At 47.1% G+C, this 18,757-nt stretch carries 15 protein-coding genes; 13 read left to right on the top strand and 2 right to left on the bottom strand.

The genetic code is table 11. The features are described from left to right. Positions 1-24 precede the first annotated feature (24 nt). From ACYQ2C_RS11025 to ACYQ2C_RS11010, 4 genes are all read left to right on the top strand, one after another. Positions 25-1,380 carry an oligosaccharide flippase family protein gene (locus ACYQ2C_RS11025; RefSeq protein WP_460049524.1) on the top strand — a complete coding sequence of 452 codons (1,356 nt, stop codon included), beginning with the start codon at positions 25-27 and terminating at the stop codon, positions 1,378-1,380. A gap of 31 nt (positions 1,381-1,411) precedes the next feature. Then, entirely contained in the window at positions 1,412-1,621 is a 210-nt protein-coding gene (locus ACYQ2C_RS11020) for a hypothetical protein (protein WP_460049525.1), read from the top strand. Continuing rightward, positions 1,611-3,086 carry a GMC oxidoreductase gene (locus ACYQ2C_RS11015; protein WP_460049526.1) on the top strand — a complete coding sequence of 492 codons (1,476 nt, stop codon included), beginning with the start codon at positions 1,611-1,613 and terminating at the stop codon, positions 3,084-3,086. The genes ACYQ2C_RS11020 and ACYQ2C_RS11015 overlap by 11 nt, the downstream gene beginning before the upstream one ends. Before the next feature lie 195 nt (positions 3,087-3,281). Further along, entirely contained in the window at positions 3,282-4,751 is a 1,470-nt protein-coding gene (locus tag ACYQ2C_RS11010) for an O-antigen ligase family protein (RefSeq protein ID WP_460102447.1), read from the top strand. A gap of 152 nt (positions 4,752-4,903) precedes the next feature. Here ACYQ2C_RS11010 and ACYQ2C_RS11005 read toward each other — a convergent pair whose 3' ends face one another. Further along, entirely contained in the window at positions 4,904-5,209 is a 306-nt protein-coding gene (locus tag ACYQ2C_RS11005; protein WP_460049528.1) for an antibiotic biosynthesis monooxygenase family protein, read from the bottom strand. 448 nt (positions 5,210-5,657) lie between these two features. Between ACYQ2C_RS11005 and ACYQ2C_RS11000 the strand changes: the two genes are divergently transcribed. The 4 genes from ACYQ2C_RS11000 to ACYQ2C_RS10985 all read left to right on the top strand — a co-directional run bounded on the left by ACYQ2C_RS11000 (position 5,658) and on the right by ACYQ2C_RS10985 (position 10,851). Continuing rightward, positions 5,658-6,809, top strand: coding sequence for a D-alanine--D-alanine ligase (locus ACYQ2C_RS11000; protein ID WP_460102449.1), 1,152 nt, complete (start codon positions 5,658-5,660; stop codon positions 6,807-6,809). Positions 6,810-7,048: 239 nt separating this feature from the next. Beyond that, on the top strand, positions 7,049-8,824 hold the full coding sequence (locus ACYQ2C_RS10995; RefSeq protein ID WP_460049530.1) for a lysophospholipid acyltransferase family protein: 1,776 nt from the start codon (positions 7,049-7,051) through the stop codon (positions 8,822-8,824). Beyond that, complete coding sequence (locus ACYQ2C_RS10990; protein ID WP_460049531.1) at positions 8,808-9,317, top strand: DinB family protein; 510 nt, start codon at positions 8,808-8,810, stop codon at positions 9,315-9,317. The genes ACYQ2C_RS10995 and ACYQ2C_RS10990 overlap by 17 nt, the downstream gene beginning before the upstream one ends. Before the next feature lie 334 nt (positions 9,318-9,651). Then, on the top strand, positions 9,652-10,851 hold the full coding sequence (locus ACYQ2C_RS10985) for a pyridoxal-phosphate-dependent aminotransferase family protein (RefSeq protein ID WP_460049532.1): 1,200 nt from the start codon (positions 9,652-9,654) through the stop codon (positions 10,849-10,851). Between the two features lie 176 nt (positions 10,852-11,027). Here the strand turns inward: ACYQ2C_RS10985 and ACYQ2C_RS10980 are convergent, their stop codons facing one another. Further along, positions 11,028-11,939 (bottom strand): LysR family transcriptional regulator, encoded by a 912-nt coding sequence (locus ACYQ2C_RS10980; RefSeq protein ID WP_460102453.1) that lies wholly within the window; start codon positions 11,937-11,939, stop codon positions 11,028-11,030. A 122-nt stretch (positions 11,940-12,061) separates the two neighbouring features. Here ACYQ2C_RS10980 and ACYQ2C_RS10975 point away from each other — a divergent pair, with 122 nt between their 5' ends. The 5 genes from ACYQ2C_RS10975 (at position 12,062) to ACYQ2C_RS10955 (ending at position 18,753) form a co-directional block, all read left to right on the top strand. Further along, positions 12,062-13,384, top strand: a complete 1,323-nt coding sequence (locus ACYQ2C_RS10975) for an SGNH/GDSL hydrolase family protein (RefSeq protein WP_460102455.1) — start codon at positions 12,062-12,064, stop codon at positions 13,382-13,384. Positions 13,385-13,387: 3 nt separating this feature from the next. After that, positions 13,388-14,527, top strand: coding sequence for an alkene reductase (locus tag ACYQ2C_RS10970; RefSeq protein ID WP_460102457.1), 1,140 nt, complete (start codon positions 13,388-13,390; stop codon positions 14,525-14,527). 255 nt (positions 14,528-14,782) lie between these two features. Continuing rightward, positions 14,783-16,402 carry a S41 family peptidase gene (locus ACYQ2C_RS10965; protein WP_460102459.1) on the top strand — a complete coding sequence of 540 codons (1,620 nt, stop codon included), beginning with the start codon at positions 14,783-14,785 and terminating at the stop codon, positions 16,400-16,402. A gap of 395 nt (positions 16,403-16,797) precedes the next feature. Then, entirely contained in the window at positions 16,798-17,565 is a 768-nt protein-coding gene (locus tag ACYQ2C_RS10960) for an MbnP family copper-binding protein (protein ID WP_460049537.1), read from the top strand. 6 nt (positions 17,566-17,571) lie between these two features. Further along, a complete protein-coding gene (locus ACYQ2C_RS10955; RefSeq protein ID WP_460102463.1) occupies positions 17,572-18,753 on the top strand; it encodes an MbnH family di-heme enzyme in 1,182 nt (393 codons plus the stop codon). Positions 18,754-18,757: the final 4 nt, after the last annotated feature.

Below are 18,757 nucleotides of genomic sequence, written 5' to 3'. Positions count from 1 at the left end.
TCGTAAAAGGTTGTTAGCTTACCAATGAATTCAGGATTATTTTGGGTAATTGCCACTTACGGAAGCTTGGTTGGAATTCGAGTTATTGGCAACTTGATATTAACCCGTCTTCTTCATCCCGAAATGTTCGGGACCATCGCTTTGGTGAATGCCGTTATTCTCGGCATTAATATGTTCGCCGACGTCGGGGTACGCGACGCGGTAATAAACAGTCATCGCCACCAAGACAAAAACTTTGTTAATACCGCGTGGACGCTCAGCGTTATTCGCGGTTTTATCGTTTTTGCAGTGGTGCTAATTCTTGCTTATCCCTTTGAAATATTACTGGGTGTTGAAGGTATTTGGCCGGTGATTGCCGTGTCGGGCTTATCGCTAATTGCCTATTCGTGCATGAGCACCAAGGTGTTCAGTGCCGAAAGAGACATCGATTTAAAGATGATTTCTCTGCTGGAGATTGGCGCTCAGTTTATCGGCATGATCATTATGATCGGCCTTGCCTGGTGGTGGCAAAGTGTGTGGGCGCTCGCCGTGGGAACCATCATTACAACTTCCATATTAATGAGCTCCTACATGTTTTTGTTGCCGGGGCCGCGCAACAAATTCCATTGGGACAAAGACGCCGTTTGGGAAGTATTTAAGCTTGGTCGTTGGATTTTAATTTCCACTGCGGGCACGTTTTTAGTGTTGCAGGGTGATCGATTTGTTGCCCGGTATTTCACCAGTGTAGAACTGCTCGGTATATACAGCATCGCTATCGCCTTATCATCCATGGTGATAGAGGCGGCTGAAAAAGTCGGTAAAAAGTTGTTGTATCCCAAATATCGGCGAGTGGTAGCAGAAGGCGGCGAGCTGGATGGTGTTACCAAAAAAATGCGCTTTTTCGGTGTGGTTGGCAGCGTATTGATTTGTTTGCCGGTCGTGGGTTTTGGTGATTGGCTGGTACAGCTGCTTTATGATCCCAGATACGACGCAGCCGGTTGGATGCTGCAGTTACTCATTGTTGCTTCTATGTATCGAGCCATGGATTCAACGTTAAAACCGGTGTTTATTGCCAATAATGATTCGTTTACCGGCATGATTTACGAATTTGGCAAGGGTATTACCTATATCATTGCCATGATTATCGGAGGTATTTATGCCGGTTTAGTCGGAATTATTCTGGCGATTGTGGTCTCTCCTATGGTTAATCAAGTTGTGTTGACCTTTTACGTGCGCAAGTATGGAATCAGAACCACGCTCTTTGATATTGCACTGATGATTGGCGCTGGCGCCTGTGTTGCACTTATGTGGTGGGCGGTCGATTTTAATCCGTTTGCGGTGGAAAATCCGGTGTTCGTTCCAGAGTTGTCTGCTCCCGATGCACAGCACCTTGCTCATTAACACAACAAAAAGTTTTCAAGTGGAAATGGATATGAATCGAAGAAGTTTTATTGGTAGAGGCGTTGGCTTAGGTCTTGGCTCTGTGTTTAGTTTAGGCACGGCTTCTGTTCAGGCTGATTCGAAACAATCACCACTTGCTGTAAAAGCAAAATTTGTTCGCAAGGGTTATTACACCGTTGATGGCTGGTTGGTCTCCGAGCAGGAGCTGATTAAGCTCAAGGAGGCTGGACATGTTGATTGATTTATCCGGTCTAAGCTCTTTTCCTTTTGTTGATAAGAACTACGATGTAGCCATTGCTGGTGCAGGTCCGGCGGGAATTACTCTGGCACTGGAATTTGCCAAGGCTGGGAAAAAAGTCGCCCTGTTTGAAGGCGGTGGCTTAACCTACGATCAAAAGTCACAGGGTTTGTATACCCTCGTCGACGATACCGACAATTATTTCTCTTACACGCGCTTACGTTATTTTGGTGGTACCTCAAACCACTGGGCGGGTCGTTGTCGCCTTCCCGAGCCAATTGATTTTGAAGAACGCTCAGAAATCTACGAAGAAAGTGGCTGGCCGATCTCTTTAGAAGAGCTGAATCAATACCTTGATCCTGCCAAGGAGCTTTTAGAGCTAAATGGCACCTTTGCCGGAAAACCCGGCACCCAGGATCTACCCGAAAGTTTTTATCCCGACCCCGAGCAGTTGAGTTCACCGACGCGTTTTGGACAGAAATATCTCGAAACGATCAAGGCATCCGACGCCATCGATTTGTACATCAACGCTAACCTGGTTGATATTCGTCTCGACGACGACTTAAAAACAATTTCGGGGTTTGTCATTCGCAATTACGAAGGTGTGCAAGCAAATGCTTCGGCCCAGCAATTTATTGTTGCCCTTGGTGCCGTAGAAAATGCACGTGTCTTACTCAATTGCGATTCACAGGTTAGCGGTGGTTTGGGCAACGGTGGTGATATGCTTGGCCGATGTTTTATGGAGCACTTTAATGTGCGTCTGGGCAAGTTTATCCCGCTGGGTGATGCATGGGATGGCGTTGATTCCATGGCGTTTTATACGTCTGAAGAGTTCGTGCGCGAATCTAAAATTGGCTCCTCAAATGTCACCATGCATTTTTCTGCATCGGCAGAGGTTGATGGCCGAGGTAAAGCCGTTAAAAATTTCTTGGTTGAGCGAGCTTGTTCTTGGGGTATGGAAGATCAATTGTCGAAGTTGTTTCAATTTAAATGTCCCGATGAAGGCCGTTTAAGTTCGCTAACTGAGCAAGATCCTGCCAAGCGTAATCGTATTTATTTGTCCCAAGAAGTTGACGATATTGGTCTTCGCAAAGCACAGATCGACTGGTATTTATCAGACTTTGATAAGAAAACCATCAAGGCCGTGGCCGAAGAGTTTGCTGTGCAATGTTTAGATGGCGACCTTGCCCGAGTAAAAGTGCCTGATTTTCTCTTTGAAGAAAGTGTTAAGTTACCGTTTTATGGCAATGGCTACCAAGTGCACGGGCACGCTCACCACATGGGTGGTACTCGTATGGCTCTTACTGAAAAAGACGGCGTTGTCGATACCAATTGCAAAGTGTTTGGTACCGAAAATTTATTCGTTGCGGGCTCTAGTATTTTTCCACGAGGCGGAGCTCACAATCCAACCTTGCCATTGTTGCAACTTGCGTTGCGTTTATCAGAGCATATGCTTAACAAGGTTTAAGAGTCTCTGCCACTAAACTCTTGTCGTGATGCAAGGGTAAGGTGGTAAGTACCTAAGGCTTGTGTTGCTTTAAGTAGGCTCTGAGAACATGATCAAAACATTCGCTAGGGTTGGCGATTAATTTGTAACCTTTAGCAGTCGCGCTGCTGGCGTATTCTTTTTGTGGTGTATAGGTTGTTGGGCAATAAATAAAGCATGATCTACTTTATCAAGATATTTATTGTCCTCGGTGCCACTATCATTGCTGGCTCTTATTTATTTCATGCCATCGTCCGTGATCCGCGAGCCATTACTTGGGGAAAATGTTCCCTAATTTTAATTGGTGTTATTGCCGTCTTCGGCAATATTTGGATTATTTATCTCGCCACAGCTTTTGTTTGTATAAAGCTCGTTGAACAAGAGCGCGAAGACCGTATTTTGGCGTTTTTTGCCTTATTTTCAGCGCTTCCGTTACTCGAATTTTGGGTGCCTTTTCCGGGTATTAATAACCTAATTCGCCTCGATCAGCCGACAGTCTTGGCAATTTTCTTATTGCTGCCCATTTATATTGCCCAGCGAAAAAACAAACCCAAGACAATTCTGTTAGATCGTCTGGTCATCACCTACTGCATTATTTCCACCGTACTCGGCTTCCGTTACGACATATCAGTTACCTTTTGGGGTAAGTCGGTTCTTCAAACCTTACTGTACGTGTGGCTGCCTTATTACGTGGTGAGCAACTCACCGGGCAACATAAAGAATTACCTGATTGCGTTGTCGTTTGGCGGAATTATTCTGGCCCTCGGTGGTATCGCTGAATGGTTTTTCAGTTGGAAAATGTACGGCCCGTTGGCGCGCCATACGGACGGCATTTATGTTTCGCCCATTGCTACGGCGTACTATTTTCGCGGATTAGGATTGCGTATTTCTACCTCCTGGTTTGACCCAATCGCCTTCGGTTCCTTTATGGCGCTGAATCTGTTTATTGTCAGCCAAATTGGCCGTCTGGGGGTGAAAGCTGGCTGGCGCAGTTATCTGATTTGTGCGTGTTTATTTGCAGCATTATTGTTCACTGATTCTCGCGGTGCTTACTTAGTATTTATTGTCGGCATGATGGTGGTTGTGTATTACTGGATAAAACCCGGTGGCATGCGTTCATTTTATAAATACACAACACTAACTGCGGTCGTTATTTTGTTTTTAAATTTAGGCACCTTGGTTCAGCACGATACTTCTGGCTCTTGGCTTTATCGCTACAATTTGGTGATTAATTCCGAACATGCGTTTAAGGCTAACCCCTTATTGGGGTCGCCGTTTTTCCGCGATGATCCCGTTTTGCGAGCCACCATGCTGCAAGGACAAGGTATCGTTGATATCGTCAACTCTTATCTGGCCGTGGTGTTGCGGTATGGGTTGGTCGGTTTTGTTATTTACTTATGGATTTGGTGGGAAGCTATTAACGGTATTGCTAAGCGAGTTAGCGAACTTGAGCGCCGTAAAGATCCAAGGTATGAAGCCGGTATTGTTTTACTAGGGTCGGTTTTGGGCATGGCAGTCTTTATCATTACCACCAGCTCTTTTAGCTTTTTAGGCAAGCTGTTGTGGTTATTGGTTGCCTTGGCTTCGGCGTATATCAAAAATACCGAAATTCCCAAAAAGACCCGAACCGGTGTATCGACAGCATAAGTATATTGATGGTAGCCATCGAATGAATGTTCGAAAGAATAGGATTCGGCGATTAACAAAATACTCAAGCGACCTTTTAAAATTTCAGTGAATGGTTATTGTGATTAATGTCACATCCTTGTGCGCAAGCATTTTCTGTCACTGAAACGCTTTTATAAAACAGAGGAAAAACCTTCAAATTTGGGTGGGCCTAAATACAGGTCTCGGTTTCCTGCACCTGCATTGGCGTGTGCCTTACGAAAGGCTTCCGATTTCGTCCAGTCGATAAAAGCTTGCTCGTCTTCCCAAATCGAATGTGATGCAAATAAAGTGTGATCCAGTTGAGTGATACCTTGCAGCAGGTTAAACGATTTAAATCCCGGCACCGTTTCTAAAAAAGTTTCTCGGGATTTCCATACATCTATAAATTCCTGCTCTTTGCCCAGCGCAATTTTAAAACGGTTCATGGCAACGTACATGGTTGGTCTCCTATTAAATTCGAATTTTGTGATAATTCAGCAACAATCTTTCTCTAGAATGATTCGTTTTGCGAGTATATCTTTGCTCAAACTACCATTTTAGGATGGTTGATTGTTTATTCTAGGCGAGCCTTATCGAAGTGAATGAACAAATAACCAGAGAGTTTGTCCATAGGCATCGTCTTTGAATTGGCTCTAGCGCGCGAATTGATTGCTCGTTTTCTGAGCTTTTTTCAGTGTTGTGCGTCAATTCGCATGAGTTTTCACCAATCTCGCCAGTCGCGCATAACTCAGGTAAGATTACCGGTTTGTATGTGACATTGAAAAATCCTGAATTGCCCAACATCTAGAACTTGCATTAAGTTTGTCAGCTGTCGGTTATATTGTTGGTATTCGACAAGATTTTCAGTGCGTTATTTTTATTGTTAGGTTTTAGTTGAATCGCCAAATGAGTACAGACACTTCAGGTTCCAATCCGATTAGCGCTGCAGACCAAGGCAACCAGCCTTTTGTATCGCCAGGCATGCCACCATTAACTTTTTCTAAGAATAAGGTTTCTTTTTTTGAGTTTTGGCCAACTTGGTTAATGTATTTGCCGGTTGTGTGCCAGTGGCTGTTGTTGAGCATCCGCCACAGATCATTAACACTGCCTTTGGTTGCAAATCCTAATTTAAAACTTTCCGGTATGGTTGGCGTTCCTAAAAGTGAATTGCTAGCCCAGGCTACCGGCCAATGTGCACAATCCATACTGACGTGGTTTGTTCATAAAATTGATACTCGTCCACTGTCGGAACAAGCCGAAGATATTCTGAAAGAAATGTCACAATTAGGTTTGGATTTTCCGGTTGTGTGCAAGCCAGATATTGGCTGTAGAGGCTCTGGCGTTAAATTGGTTAAATCCCCAGAACAGTTAATTAACTATTTGTCGGCTTATCCAAAAGATGCCGGTGTTATGGTGCAAAAACTTGCCAGTCATGAGGCAGAAGCTGGGGTGTTTTTCGTTCGTGAACCAAAAGACCAGCACGGCAAAATAGTTTCGCTTGCACTTAAATACATGCCCTATGTGGTTGGTAATGGCAAAGATTCTTTGGCAACGTTAATTGCTCAAGACGAGCGCGCTAATCAACTACAACATTTATACCTTGAACGGCACAAAGATCGTTTAAATGACATTATTCCAAACGGCGAACCTTATCGTTTGGTATTTTCGGCCAGCCACTGCCGCGGCGCAGTGTTTAAAGATGCTAACAAATACGTTACGCCAGAATTAAATGCACGTATTAACGAAATCATGTCTGATTTGCCCGAATTTTATTACGGACGTCTTGATATTAAATTCCCTTCCTTAGAAGAGCTGCAAGCCGGTAAAGGCATTGAAATTGTAGAAATTAACACGGCAAGCTCCGAGTCACTCCATATTTGGGACAGTGATACTTCCTTTTCGTATGCGTTAAAATCTCTGCTTTATCAATACAAAACATTGTTCACGCTGGGTAGCCAAAATCGTAAGCGTGGTTACCGAACACCGGGTGTTGGCGAATTCTATAAGCATTGGTTGAAAGAGCGTCGTTTGAAGGAATTCTATCCAGAAACTGACTAATGTTGACGCTTTCTGTTCTTGACGGCTTTTGGGCTAAAGCATTATTTCTAGCTTAAAAGTCAGATAAATATTCATAGAACTTTGATCGAGATTTTAAAGTTCACAAAACTATAGAATTTCCATGACAAGTTTTGATTTGTACATGGTTTCGCACGCCTTCAAATGGTAAGGTTGCACCCGCTAAAAAGCTGATGACTGATTTTTGTTCAGCTAGGGAAGTAAGTTCAAAGGTTTATCGTATGAAATCCGAATTCAATCCATTCAGGGTGCCTGTAAAAAACCGTTTTTTAGCGGGCTCGGTGGAAAGCATGCTCGGCCTGAAAAAATTGATTCGCGGGTACGATAATCGCCCCAGCGACGCGACCGGCGCCGAAAATTACGAACGTTTTTTAAAGTACACACTTGAAGTTCTAGGAATGGGGTTAACCCCGGTTGGCGGTGATCACCTCAACGAAATTCCAAAAGAAGGTCCGGTAATTTTTGTTGCTAACCATCCCTTAGGTGGGCTGGAAGGTGTTGCCATGACGGATCTTTTGCTGAAGGTTCGTCCCGACTTAAAAGTGTTAACAAATCAATTGCTCACTCGAATTCCTGAGTTGAGTGGGCTATTTATTGGTGTTGATGTACTTTCAAAAAATGCGGCTGCAGCAAATGCAAAAGGTATTCGTGCCGCCTGTAAACAGCTCAGCCAGGGCGGTGCCTTGCTGATTTATCCAGCCGGTACCGTATCTGCCATTGATACCGGCACTTGGCAGATTCGTGATTCAGAATGGGACAATTTGGTTGGGCGTTTGGCGAAAAAATATAAAGCGACCTGTGTGCCGTTCTTTGTTGATGGCAAAAATAGTAAGGCGTTTTATACCGCAGGTTTAATCCATAAACGTCTGCGAACACTGATGCTGCCCCGTGAGCTGGCTAACAAAGAAGGCAAGAACTTTGACCTTTATGTGGGTAAGCCAATTTCCCCGGATGAACTAACAAGTCTTGAAACCGAACAGGCGATTACGAATTATTTACGAATTGCGACGGATTTGTTACCAAATTCACGAAACCAAAGTAGTAAAGAATCCGTCATTATCTCAGGTGCAACAATCGCTGAGTCATCTAAGAGTGACGAGATCGAGGAACAGCTCGAAAAGATCCAAGATTGTTTGATGGTCGAGAGTGGCGAGTTTGAAGTTTATTGTGCTCCCTATGATCGCCTCGGCAAAATCATGGATGCCATCGCGACTTCTAGAGAGGTAACTTTTAGGGCTGCGGGCGAAGGTACTGGTCGCGAGAAAGACTTCGATCACTATGATCCGCACTACCTACATTTATTTTTGTGGGATCGTGATGCCAAAGCGCTAGTGGGTGGTTACAGAATTGGTCGAACCGACGAAATCGTTGCCAAGCACGGTCTTAAGGGTTTGTACAGCCGCTCGCATTATCATTACGATGAACGTTACTTGCAGCGAGTGGGTAGTGCGCTAGAAATGGGTCGATCCTTTGTGACACCGGCTTATCAGCGTCATCCTCGTGCACTGGATTTACTTTGGAAGGGTATAGGCGCCTACATCGCTCGCCACCCGGAGTATCACACGCTATTTGGCTGTGTAAGTATTTCCAAAGAACATTCGATTTTAGCGCGGGCGTTTTTATCGGATTCTATGTTGGCCGGTTTTCGTGCTGAACAAGAGTTTTTAATGGATATTCGTCCGGTTGTGCCACTTAAAGTGCGCGGAAAAGTGTGGACTTTAGAAGCTCTTGCGTCTATTTCCAATATTTCTGCCATCAATAAGCTTTTGGGGCGCTGCGATCCGGGTAAGTCGGTACCAATCCTGCTTCGACATTATTTGGCGTTAAACGGTAAGTTTGTATGTTTCTCTGTAAACACCGGATTTAACGATTCTCTCGATGGTTTGATCTTGGTTGACTTACGAAAATCTCCAGACAAGTACATTAAGCGCTACCTCGGTAAAGATGGTGCTGAGAAATTTTTGCAATTATGGAATCAACATGAAACAGCTGCTTGACGCAACTATTGAAACTTTAGAACAGCTAAAGTCCCTGGTATTGATCTGTCAGGGTGAGTCTTACAACATTCCTTGTGAACATTCGCTTTCTGGTGTTGGTCGTCACGTAAGACATATTTTGGATCATTTTGTAACCGTTCGCGAAGGTATGGAAGCGCGTACGATCAATTACAACAAACGCTCTCGCAACAGTCGTTTAGAAGACGAGCCAGCCGAAGCGGTTGCTTTAATTGATGACTTGATCGATTGGATGAATAACTCAAATATTCAAAACGAGAAGGTTTGGGTAGAAACAGAAGTGTCTGTGAGCCATACCCAAAATATGGTGGTTACATCTTCGCTAAGCCGTGAGTTCTGTTACTTAATTAATCACACGGTTCACCATTTGGCATACGCTAAAATGGTCGCCGGTCAACTTGGTTTTGACGTTGACAGAACCGTTGGTCTTGCGCCAAGTACGGCAACCTACCTTCGACAAACCGCTTACAGTTAATTGCGATGCGGCTCGGTCTTAGCGATTAGAGCCGCTTCTCCTTATCTCTTCCAATTACACTCCCATCTTCAATAATTCTTTTGATAAATTCGCGCTCTATTTTGACTATGGCGTTCTTCTAAGCTGCAATTTACCCAGTTAACAATAGTTTTGCTGAGCAGTTTCAATCGCTTTCTGGAGTTATTCCACCGCGAAATTTCCTGTTATTTCTGTGATTAGAGTGCTCATTTAATTTCATTATTTTCAGTTCAATTATTGTTTAAATGCTATTTTTGTTGTGTTCAAGCTAAAGATTTTTGAAAATAAAAAACCCGTAATTTAAGATTTTGCAAACATGATTGTAAAACCCCCCAGTATCAACCAACTTCACCAAATTCTTCCCGATGAACCTTTGCTGATGATGGGCGCAGGCCCTGTACCTATTCCTGAAGCGGTTTCTGCGGCAAACGGTATCGTTATTAACCATCTTGGTTCGACCATGGCGAAAGTTGTCGAACAGGTTAAATCGATGGCCGGTTATATTTTTCAAACTCAGTCACCATGGATACTTGGGGTCGCGGGGCCAGGTTCTGCGGCAATGGAAATGGCTGTAGTTAATTTGATTTGGCCGGGCACTCGTGTTCTAAACATTTGCAATGGTTTCTTTTCTGCTCGACTTGCTGAGATGTCACTAAGAACTTCTGCCGAATGTGAACGTTTATATGTTCCAGACGGACAGAGCGTTGATCCCGATGCGGTTCGTGAGGTTATGGCTCGGTTCAAACCGCAAGTGGTCACGATGGTTCAGGGGGAAACCTCAAACACCACCTTTAACCGACAGCTTCCCGAAGTTGCAAAGATTGCCCGCGAGCACGACTGTTTGGTGATCGTTGATGCCGTTTGCACCTTGAGTACCATGGCGCTGCCGATGGATGAGTGGGGCGTTGATGCGGTGATCACTGGCGGTCAGAAGGGATTAAGCTCTATTCCTGGCGTATCGTTAATTGCTTTTTCGGAAAAGGCCTGGGCTCGGGTGCAAAACCGTAAGGCTCCGATGAGTCATTGGACGTTAGACGCTAATCTAGCCACTAACTTTTGGCACAAAGCTTCTTATCACTACACAGCTCCTGTTTCTGGGCTGCTCGCCCTTCACGAAGCCATGCGCTTGGTTATTGACGAAACTTTAGAAAAGCGTTTTCACCGCCACGAGGTTTGCTCCAAGGCGTTGCAAGCGGGTATTGAGACAATGGGGCTAGAGCTTTTCGTAGAACCTGATAGCCGACTAAACTCGGTAATTGGCATCCGACTGCCTGCCCAGCTTACTTCCTCGCAGATTTGCGCCCACATCTCTGCTCATTATCGCGTCGAAATTGCTGGCTCTTTTGGCCCACCAATCGTAAGGATTGGTCAGATGGGCGAACAGTGTCGTACTCATAACCTATTCAGAGCGCTACACGCCTTCGGCTCTACCTTTAAAGATTTGGGTGTCGCTGTTGACGTTCCGGGGGCCATGGCCGAGCTGGAAAATCAACTGCAAAAATCTCGTAACGTCTAGTTGCTGCTGTGATCAAGGAAGATCCAGTCAAGCAAGCGATTACAAAACAGACTTTTCCCGGAAAGTCGGAGCTTTTTATTCCACTGTGATTCTAGCGTTTAACTAGACTGCATGCAGGGCTGGGGCTGATAACGGATTGTTCAACAGTTTAGGCGAGCTCAATGTTAGACGCCTACTTAACCCTGACTTATATCCACTCGTTCGGCTAGAAAATCCAGAAAAACCCGTACTCGCAGCGGCAGGTGGCCACCTTGACCCACGTAGACTGCGTGGATCTCCTCGATGTCACCGGGATTAGCGTCTTCGAGTACCGGCTGCAGCCGTCCGTCCGCGATGTCTTCACGAGCCTGAAAGGCAGCTAACCGCGCCAACCCAAGACCGGCCAGAGCCAGTCGGCGCAACGCTTCGCCATCGCTGGTTTGGGCGTTGCCAGTCACTGGAAGCACCATATCTTCCCCAGCATATCGTAATGGCCATCCGGGTTGTGCACGCACATAGTTAGCGCCCAGACGATTGTGAGCCAACAGTTCTTCCGGTGTAGTCGGTATGCCACAGCGAGCCAAATAGTTGGGTGCGCCAACGATCACCATCCGTGTACCTCCGAGTCTGCGCGCGACCAGATTCGAGCTTTTCAATGGGCCGGTACGTACGGCAACATCGGTACGTTGCTCTAGGATGTCGATGACGTCATCGGTCAGAGTTATGTCTAGTGTCACATCGGGGTAACGATCGAGAAACTCTGAGGCCAGTGGTAACAGAAAGTGGTGCCCGAATGGCACATTGGCATTCACCCGCAATCGACCGCGCGGTGCGGTGTGCTCGCTGGCACAGCGTTCGGCTTCTTCTAGATCGGCCAAAATCCTCACACCGCGTTCGTAAAAGACGCAGCCCTCGGCAGTGAGCTGCAGTTGGCGGGTGGAGCGGTTGATCAGCCGCGTACCAAGACGCTGTTCTAGACGAGCGACCAGTTTGCTGACGGCCGAGGGAGTCATACCGCAGGCACGAGCAGCCGCAGAGAATCCACCCAGTTCGATGACTCGGACAAAAACTTCCAGTTCGCCGGATCGATTGACTTCCAGACGGGCCATGATCACCTCTTTGGTGAGTTCAACTCACAAATGATATTCCTTTGGGCAGTCTATTTCAAAATAGTCTTTTAACTCATAATTATTTCATCAAAAGACTTTGAAATCATCGAGAGGAGCAACCTATGAAATCACTCCACAAAACATTGGCTTCGGCCATGCTGACCTTGTTGCTTGCCGTTGGAGGTGTTGTCGCTATCGGAACTACGGTGGCGGCTGCGCCAACCTGGGTGGCGACTTGGCAGGCCAGTCCGCAACCCGTTTGGAGTTCAGACTTTCTGTTCCCTACCAACGTACCACCGGTAATGCATGATCAGACAGTGCGCCAGGTAGCGCGTATCAGTTTGGGTGGCCAGCGTTTACGCATCGTGCTGTCTAACACCTATGGCCTTGAGCCAGTCGTTGTGGGTAAGGCCACTCTTGCACGGCCGGCCGCTGACGGCATGCTGGTCGCCGACAGCCTGCGTCCGGTGACGTTTGGAGGGCTGGCAATGGCGACAATTCTTCCCGGAGCTTCGTTAGTCAGTGACCCGGTTGAACTGATGGCGCCGGATCTTTCGCAGGTAGTTGTTAGCTTCCATTTACCGGAGGTCACTCCTATGAGCACGTTTCATTGGGATGGACGCCAGACCGCCTGGATTGCTCCGGGTGATCAGACGGTGAGCGTAACACTGAGCAATGCCGATCGCGCCATGCAAAGCACCACGGCCCGACCGCTGTTGACCGGAATCCAAGTCGAAACAGAACAGTCTGCGCGTACGGTAGTGGTGATGGGAGATTCGATTACCGACGGTGCCAGTGCCAGTTTGGATGCAGACAGTCGCTGGCCCGATTTCTTGGCTGCCCGATTGGCACACCAGGGTGTTGCTGTCGTTAATGCCGGTATTTCTGGCGCCCGTCTGTTGACGAGTGGCATGGGTGTCAATGCGCTCGCACGGCTGGAGCGTGATGTGTTAGCTCAGCCCGGTGTGCAGAGTGTCATCGTGATGTTGGGTATCAACGATATCGCCTGGCCGGGTACAGCGTTCGCACCAGAGGCACAGCGGCCGACATTAGACTCGCTGATAGCAGGTTATCGGCAGTTAGTTACTCAGGCCCACAGTCGTGGTATTCGTGTGATCGGCACTACGCTGACGCCGTTCGAGGACGCCTTGCCCGGCACGCCGCTAGACGACTACTACCAACCCTATAAAGATGACCTGCGTCGACAAGTGAATGGCTGGATTCGCAACAGCGACGTGTTCGACGCGGTGATCGATTTCGATGCTGTCCTGCGCGATCCGGCGCATCCGTCCAAAATAGCTGAACGCTACGACTCCGGTGACCATCTGCACCCCGGTGATGAAGGCAATCGCGCGATGGCTGAAGCCGTCGATCTCGATGCTCTGCTATCGGGGCTGGGTACCGTTTCGGATGATGTTGCAGCTAAGACCCTACAGGAGCGTTGAATCATGCTTTTTACACCGTACCGGTTAGGAAGCTTGGAGCTACCTAATCGCATCATCATGCCGCCGATGACCCGTGCACGCGCTGGAGCTGGCAATGTGCCCACGACTTTGATGGCCGAATATTACGCCCAACGTGCTTCGGCGGGTCTGATCGTCAGCGAAGGTACGCAGGTCAGCCAGCAAGGCCAAGGTTACGCTTGGACACCCGGCATCCACACACCCGAGCAAGTCTCAGGTTGGCGTGGTGTCACCAACGCCGTGCATGCGGCAGGGGGACGCATTTTTGCGCAGCTCTGGCATGTAGGGCGCGTCTCTCATGTCTCTTTGCAACCCGGTGGTGCTGCACCGGTTTCGTCATCGCCGCTTATTGCTGACGGCGTCAAGGTCTTCATTGATCCCGAAGGGAAAGGGCCGAGATTGGGAGTCGGTGAGATGGTGCAGCACTCGGCGCCACGAGCCCTGACCAAAGCAGAAATCGCTCGGGTGGTGCAAGATTTTGCTGCGGCCGCTCGCAATGCGCTGGAGGCAGGTTTTGATGGTGTAGAGCTGCATGGCGCTAACGGCTACCTAATCAACCAATTCATCGACTCACAAGCCAATACGCGGACTGATGCTTATGGTGGCTCGTTACACAACCGACTGCGCTTGCTGCGCGAAGTGGTCGAGGCAGTTATTAACGTCACCGGGTCGCAACGCTTGGGTGTACGATTGGCACCTCTCACGACACTTCAGGGAGCTGTAGATGACACCCCCCAGGCGAGCTATCTCGGCGCAGCCAAGGTGCTCGACGACCTGGATGTGGCCTACATTCACATCGCCGAGGCCGACTGGGAGGATGCTCCCACCATGCCCGTCGCCTTCAAGGAGGCGTTGCGGATGATTTACGGGGGTACGCTGATCTATGCTGGAAAATACACGCTGGAGCGTGCAGAGGCCGCGCTGCGTGACGGCTGGGCCGATTTGATTGGTTTTGGTCGTCCGTTTGTCGCCAACCCCGATCTGCCCGCGCGTCTACTCCACGATTGGCCACTCGCAGTGCCCGATTCGGCCCGTTTCTTTGGTGGTGCAGCGGCAGGTTACATCGATTATCCGAAAGCAGTACATCGTGGCAATACTGCCGAAGAGGCCGAGAAAAAGGGATGAGCGAGCGAGAGCTCGTTTTGCTGGAATTGGTTGTGCTGGGCGGTCTATCAAAACTCCGGCAGCAGATATTTTTCAAGACTAACCCTATAACCGTCGCCTAAATGATGTGATCAGAAGCTTAATTGAGCTCATCTTCGGGAACAGCAACAAAAATTTCTGATGCGTTCAAGTATTGCCCGATGTACGCTAAGCGAGATGTCATATTAGTAATAATGATGGCGTGAATGTACTTTTTGTATCGGGCAAATTGATGCTATGAAAAAGCAAAGTTTGAATTCCAGGCTGACCTTAAAACACAGTTTACGCGCCGGTTTGGGAATATTGACTCTAACCATTGCGGCATGCGGCGGCGGAGGTTCTAGCTCCTCAAGTGCAAACAATACTGTGGCCAGCGCTTCAACACCTATGTTTGAAGCCGGTGTTTTTCCAAATTCAGACAATTTTAAATCCCAGTGCGAAAATCCCCGCTCTGGCTCCAGTGCTGTGACCGGTATTGTGTTTGATGACCGTGACGGCTCGACTCTGGATGAGAATTTTTGGCTGCGCTCTTGGACCAATGAGACCTATTACTGGTATGAAGAGGTAGTCGATCTTGATCCCGGATTATTCACTACGCCAGAATATTTTGAATTACTGAGAACCGAAGAGATAACCGCCTCCGGTAAAGACAAAGATGAGTTCCATTTCACGGTTCCCACCGATGAGTGGGAGGCCCTGTCTCAAACGGGAATTTCCGTCAGCTACGGCGCACAATTGGCGGTTTTGTCGCCACGAGTACCCAGAGAAATCGTTGTTGCTTTTACTGACCCCCAGACTCCTGCCAGTTTTGCGGGATTAGCGCGAGGTGATCGCGTCTTATCCATTGATGGTGTTGATATCAACACGAACAGCAGTGCGGGCATTGCTACCTTGAATGCAGGATTAGCTCCCAATGATATTGGTGAGCAGCATGTTTTTGTGTTGCAATCACTCGATGGTCGACAATACACCGCAGAACTAACGGCCGAGACCATCAATAATGTTTCGGTACAGAATGTGTCGGTTCATCAAACCGAGCAGGGTGCTGTAGGTTATTTCTTATTTAACGATCACATAGCCACCTCCGAGGCGGAGCTGGTGGCCGCTTTTAATCAGCTTAGCAGTCAAAATGTCGATGATCTGGTTCTTGATCTTAGATACAACGGCGGTGGTTTCTTGGCCATTGCCAGTCAGGTGGCTTACATGATTGCGGGCCCGAGAACGACCACAAACAGAACATTCGAGCGACTTCAATTTAACGATAAGCATCCGACGTTTAACCCAGTCACCGGGGAGCTTAATGAGCCGCTGCCGTTCTTTGATGAAACCGTAGGTTTTTCGCTCTCACCTGGGCAGCCTTTGCCGTCTTTGAATTTGTCACGAGTGTTTGTGTTAACAACCGATAGCACTTGTTCTGCTAGTGAATCCATTTTGAACAGCTTGCGCGGAATAGGCGTTGAAGTTATTCAAATCGGCACCACAACCTGTGGTAAACCCTATGGGTTTTATGCAACGGATAACTGCGGCACTACCTATTTTTCAGTGCAATTTCAGTCGGTCAATGCTTTAGGGTTTGGCGACTATGCCGACGGCTTTGCCCCGCTAGATTCACAAACCCTTGGTGCAGTGTTATTGCCGGGGTGTGTGGTAAATGATGACTTTAATCATGCTCTTGGCGATCCAGAAGAAGCGATGTTTGCTCAAGCACTTCAATATCAGCAGTTTGGTCGCTGTGCGACTGTCGCTGCCGGAGCCAGCTCTAAAAGCACCGATAAGATCGAAAAAAGTACGCCTCTGGTTAAAAATCCTTGGCAGGAAAATCGCATACTTAATAATCCGAATAGGCTGTCTTTTTAAGATGCGCGGCGGTATATACGGTCATATCATTGCAATCTAATTGCAGCAAATATCCGTTATAAAAGGGCGCAGATTGGCGCCCTTTTCATTAATCTGGCTGGTCTAATTACTAGGTTAAAACTTCCAAGATCTCAGGCTAAATGTTGAATTATTTGACGAAGTTATGTCTATATTATGTTTGGTTTGACCGTTCAATAAGATGTTATTCCTGTAAAGCTTAACTCTTAGCTAACAAAAGTTTGTAATCTTTTGTGGCACTGCGCGTCGATGCAGTGCACTTAGTTGTTTAGGCTCATAATTCAAAAGTTTTAAAAATCCATTTTTGTATAAAACTATTGATTTGATAAATTATACGTATAGTTACGATTCTCAGTTCGATTAATGGAGTAGGTGGAATGAACAAGTTGTTTAAGCTGAGTAGTGCTGGTGTCTTTTCAGCGGTTTTAGCGTCTTGCGGCTCCTCTGAGAAAGTATCGACCGTAGAGTTTCAATTGATCTATGGATCACAACCGCTTGATTGCAGTAGAGCGTTCGAGATGGATGGCCGGGAGTGGGTTCTTGATGCTCTGCAAATGTACGTATCCCAGATTCGCTTTGCCGATAAAGAGGCGAGTTTGATTAACCAATCCGACAAAGAAACCCAAGCGGCAATGTTAGGTACTCGCTGCAAAGGATCAGGTCGTTGGGTGGTTAATATGAAGCCAGTTAGCTTAGAAAGTGAAACTAACTTGAGCTTTCTTCTAGGGCTTCCATTTGAGTTGAATCACGGAAATCCTTTGTTGGCCGAAGAACCTTTGAACCATTCCGACATGTTTTGGACTTGGCAGCTAGGCCACAAATTTATTCGAATGGATGTTCGGTCGGAAGTTAGCGAAGAAAAAACCGAACATTGGGCCTTCCATTTAGGCTCTATTGGTTGTGACTCTGCGTCTTCGATGCGTGCCCCAGCCGAGAGCTGCGCACATGCAAATACGTTTGAGGTCATGATCAATGACTTTAAACCCAATGCGCCTGTGTATATTCATGTAGATCGGTTAATCGAGAACGCTCAGTTAACCAAAGATAATTGTATGGGTAATCCCGACGATGAGGCCTGTATTCCATTGCTCAAGAATTTGGCTGCGGAATCACAGGGAGGTCGTATTTTTTCTCAAACGATGTAAATCATCATGCGCAAGATATTTTTAACCGCTGTTGCAGTGTTAGTCGCTGGCTGTGGAGAAAAGCAGCCTAAAAGTGATTTTGTTTGGGATTTGCCTAAGGGTTATCCGGCACCCACAGTTCCACATGATAACCCTATGACCAATGCGCGCGTGGAGCTGGGCCGACATTTATTTTACGACGTCAAACTGTCGGCAAATCAGACACAAAGTTGCGCATCATGCCATATTCAAGCGCTTGCGTTTGCAGAGCCTGTGTCCGTTTCTATTGGCTCTACCGGCCATTCGTTGCGCAGAAATGCCTCTTCATTGGTGAATGTTGGTTATAACCGCAGTTTGACGTGGGCTCATCCGTACATTCGCTCAATAGAGCGTCAAGTTTTGATTCCCATGTTCAATGAAGACCCAGAGGAACTGGGTATCACCGGTCGCGAACAAGAAATTATGCAGCGTTTTAATTCTGAGCTGTATAACCCGCTGTTCACTGATGCGTTTGGTGATTCCGAAGTCACTATGGATCGTATCGCCAAGTCGTTATCGGCGTTTGTGCGAAGTTTGGTTTCTTTCAACAGTCGCTTTGATCGTTATACCAATGCCGGTGATGACTCTGCGTTAAATGAAAGCGAAATTCGCGGTATGGATTTGTTTTTCTCAGAAGAGGTTGATTGCCACCATTGCCATGGCGGTTTTAACTTTACACAGTCAATTAACGAAGATGAGGAAATCGACGAACATTTACCTTTCCATAATATTGGTATGTTCAATATTGATGGCAAGGGTGGATATCCCGAGGAAGACATGGGTGTTTATGAAATCACCCGCAAAAAACAAGATATGGGTGCATTCCGAGCACCAACCCTACGTAACGTAGCTGTTTCGGCGCCCTACATGCACGACGGCAGCATGAAAACCTTGGAAGAGGTCGTTGATTTTTACGCCGAAGGCGGTCGAGACATTAAAGAAGGTCCGCATAAGGGCGATGGAAGAGAAAACCCCTTCAAGAGTCAATTTGTGAAGCAAGTAGAGTTGTCTGAGCAAGATCGAAAAGACTTGGTGGCTTTTCTTAAGGCTTTAACCGATGAAGAATTTTTAACCAACCCTAAGTTCGGTAATCCATTCTTTCAACAAAAAGTACCCGAAAATGGAGACGCTTTAGAGCCTGAAGAGATCATTGAGTCGGCCGAACAGTAATAAA

This window comes from Sessilibacter sp. MAH3 (assembly GCF_054658275.1).
Note: the sequence above shows the minus strand (reverse complement) of the source record. Positions and strands in the feature narration are given on the sequence as shown.

Bases quoted from the DNA above. Each gene is read 5' to 3' on its own strand.
- ACYQ2C_RS11025 (WP_460049524.1), top strand. From the start codon at position 25: ATGAATTCAGGATTATTTTGGGTAATTGCCACTTACGGAAGCTTGGTT.
- ACYQ2C_RS11020 (WP_460049525.1), top strand. From the start codon at position 1,412: ATGAATCGAAGAAGTTTTATTGGTAGAGGCGTTGGCTTAGGTCTTGGC.
- ACYQ2C_RS11015 (WP_460049526.1), top strand. From the start codon at position 1,611: ATGTTGATTGATTTATCCGGTCTAAGCTCTTTTCCTTTTGTTGATAAG.
- ACYQ2C_RS11010 (WP_460102447.1), top strand. From the start codon at position 3,282: ATGATCTACTTTATCAAGATATTTATTGTCCTCGGTGCCACTATCATT.
- ACYQ2C_RS11005 (WP_460049528.1), bottom strand. From the start codon at position 5,209: ATGTACGTTGCCATGAACCGTTTTAAAATTGCGCTGGGCAAAGAGCAG.
- ACYQ2C_RS11000 (WP_460102449.1), top strand. From the start codon at position 5,658: ATGAGTACAGACACTTCAGGTTCCAATCCGATTAGCGCTGCAGACCAA.
- ACYQ2C_RS10995 (WP_460049530.1), top strand. From the start codon at position 7,049: ATGAAATCCGAATTCAATCCATTCAGGGTGCCTGTAAAAAACCGTTTT.
- ACYQ2C_RS10990 (WP_460049531.1), top strand. From the start codon at position 8,808: ATGAAACAGCTGCTTGACGCAACTATTGAAACTTTAGAACAGCTAAAG.
- ACYQ2C_RS10985 (WP_460049532.1), top strand. From the start codon at position 9,652: ATGATTGTAAAACCCCCCAGTATCAACCAACTTCACCAAATTCTTCCC.
- ACYQ2C_RS10980 (WP_460102453.1), bottom strand. From the start codon at position 11,939: ATGGCCCGTCTGGAAGTCAATCGATCCGGCGAACTGGAAGTTTTTGTC.
- ACYQ2C_RS10975 (WP_460102455.1), top strand. From the start codon at position 12,062: ATGAAATCACTCCACAAAACATTGGCTTCGGCCATGCTGACCTTGTTG.
- ACYQ2C_RS10970 (WP_460102457.1), top strand. From the start codon at position 13,388: ATGCTTTTTACACCGTACCGGTTAGGAAGCTTGGAGCTACCTAATCGC.
- ACYQ2C_RS10965 (WP_460102459.1), top strand. From the start codon at position 14,783: ATGAAAAAGCAAAGTTTGAATTCCAGGCTGACCTTAAAACACAGTTTA.
- ACYQ2C_RS10960 (WP_460049537.1), top strand. From the start codon at position 16,798: ATGAACAAGTTGTTTAAGCTGAGTAGTGCTGGTGTCTTTTCAGCGGTT.
- ACYQ2C_RS10955 (WP_460102463.1), top strand. From the start codon at position 17,572: ATGCGCAAGATATTTTTAACCGCTGTTGCAGTGTTAGTCGCTGGCTGT.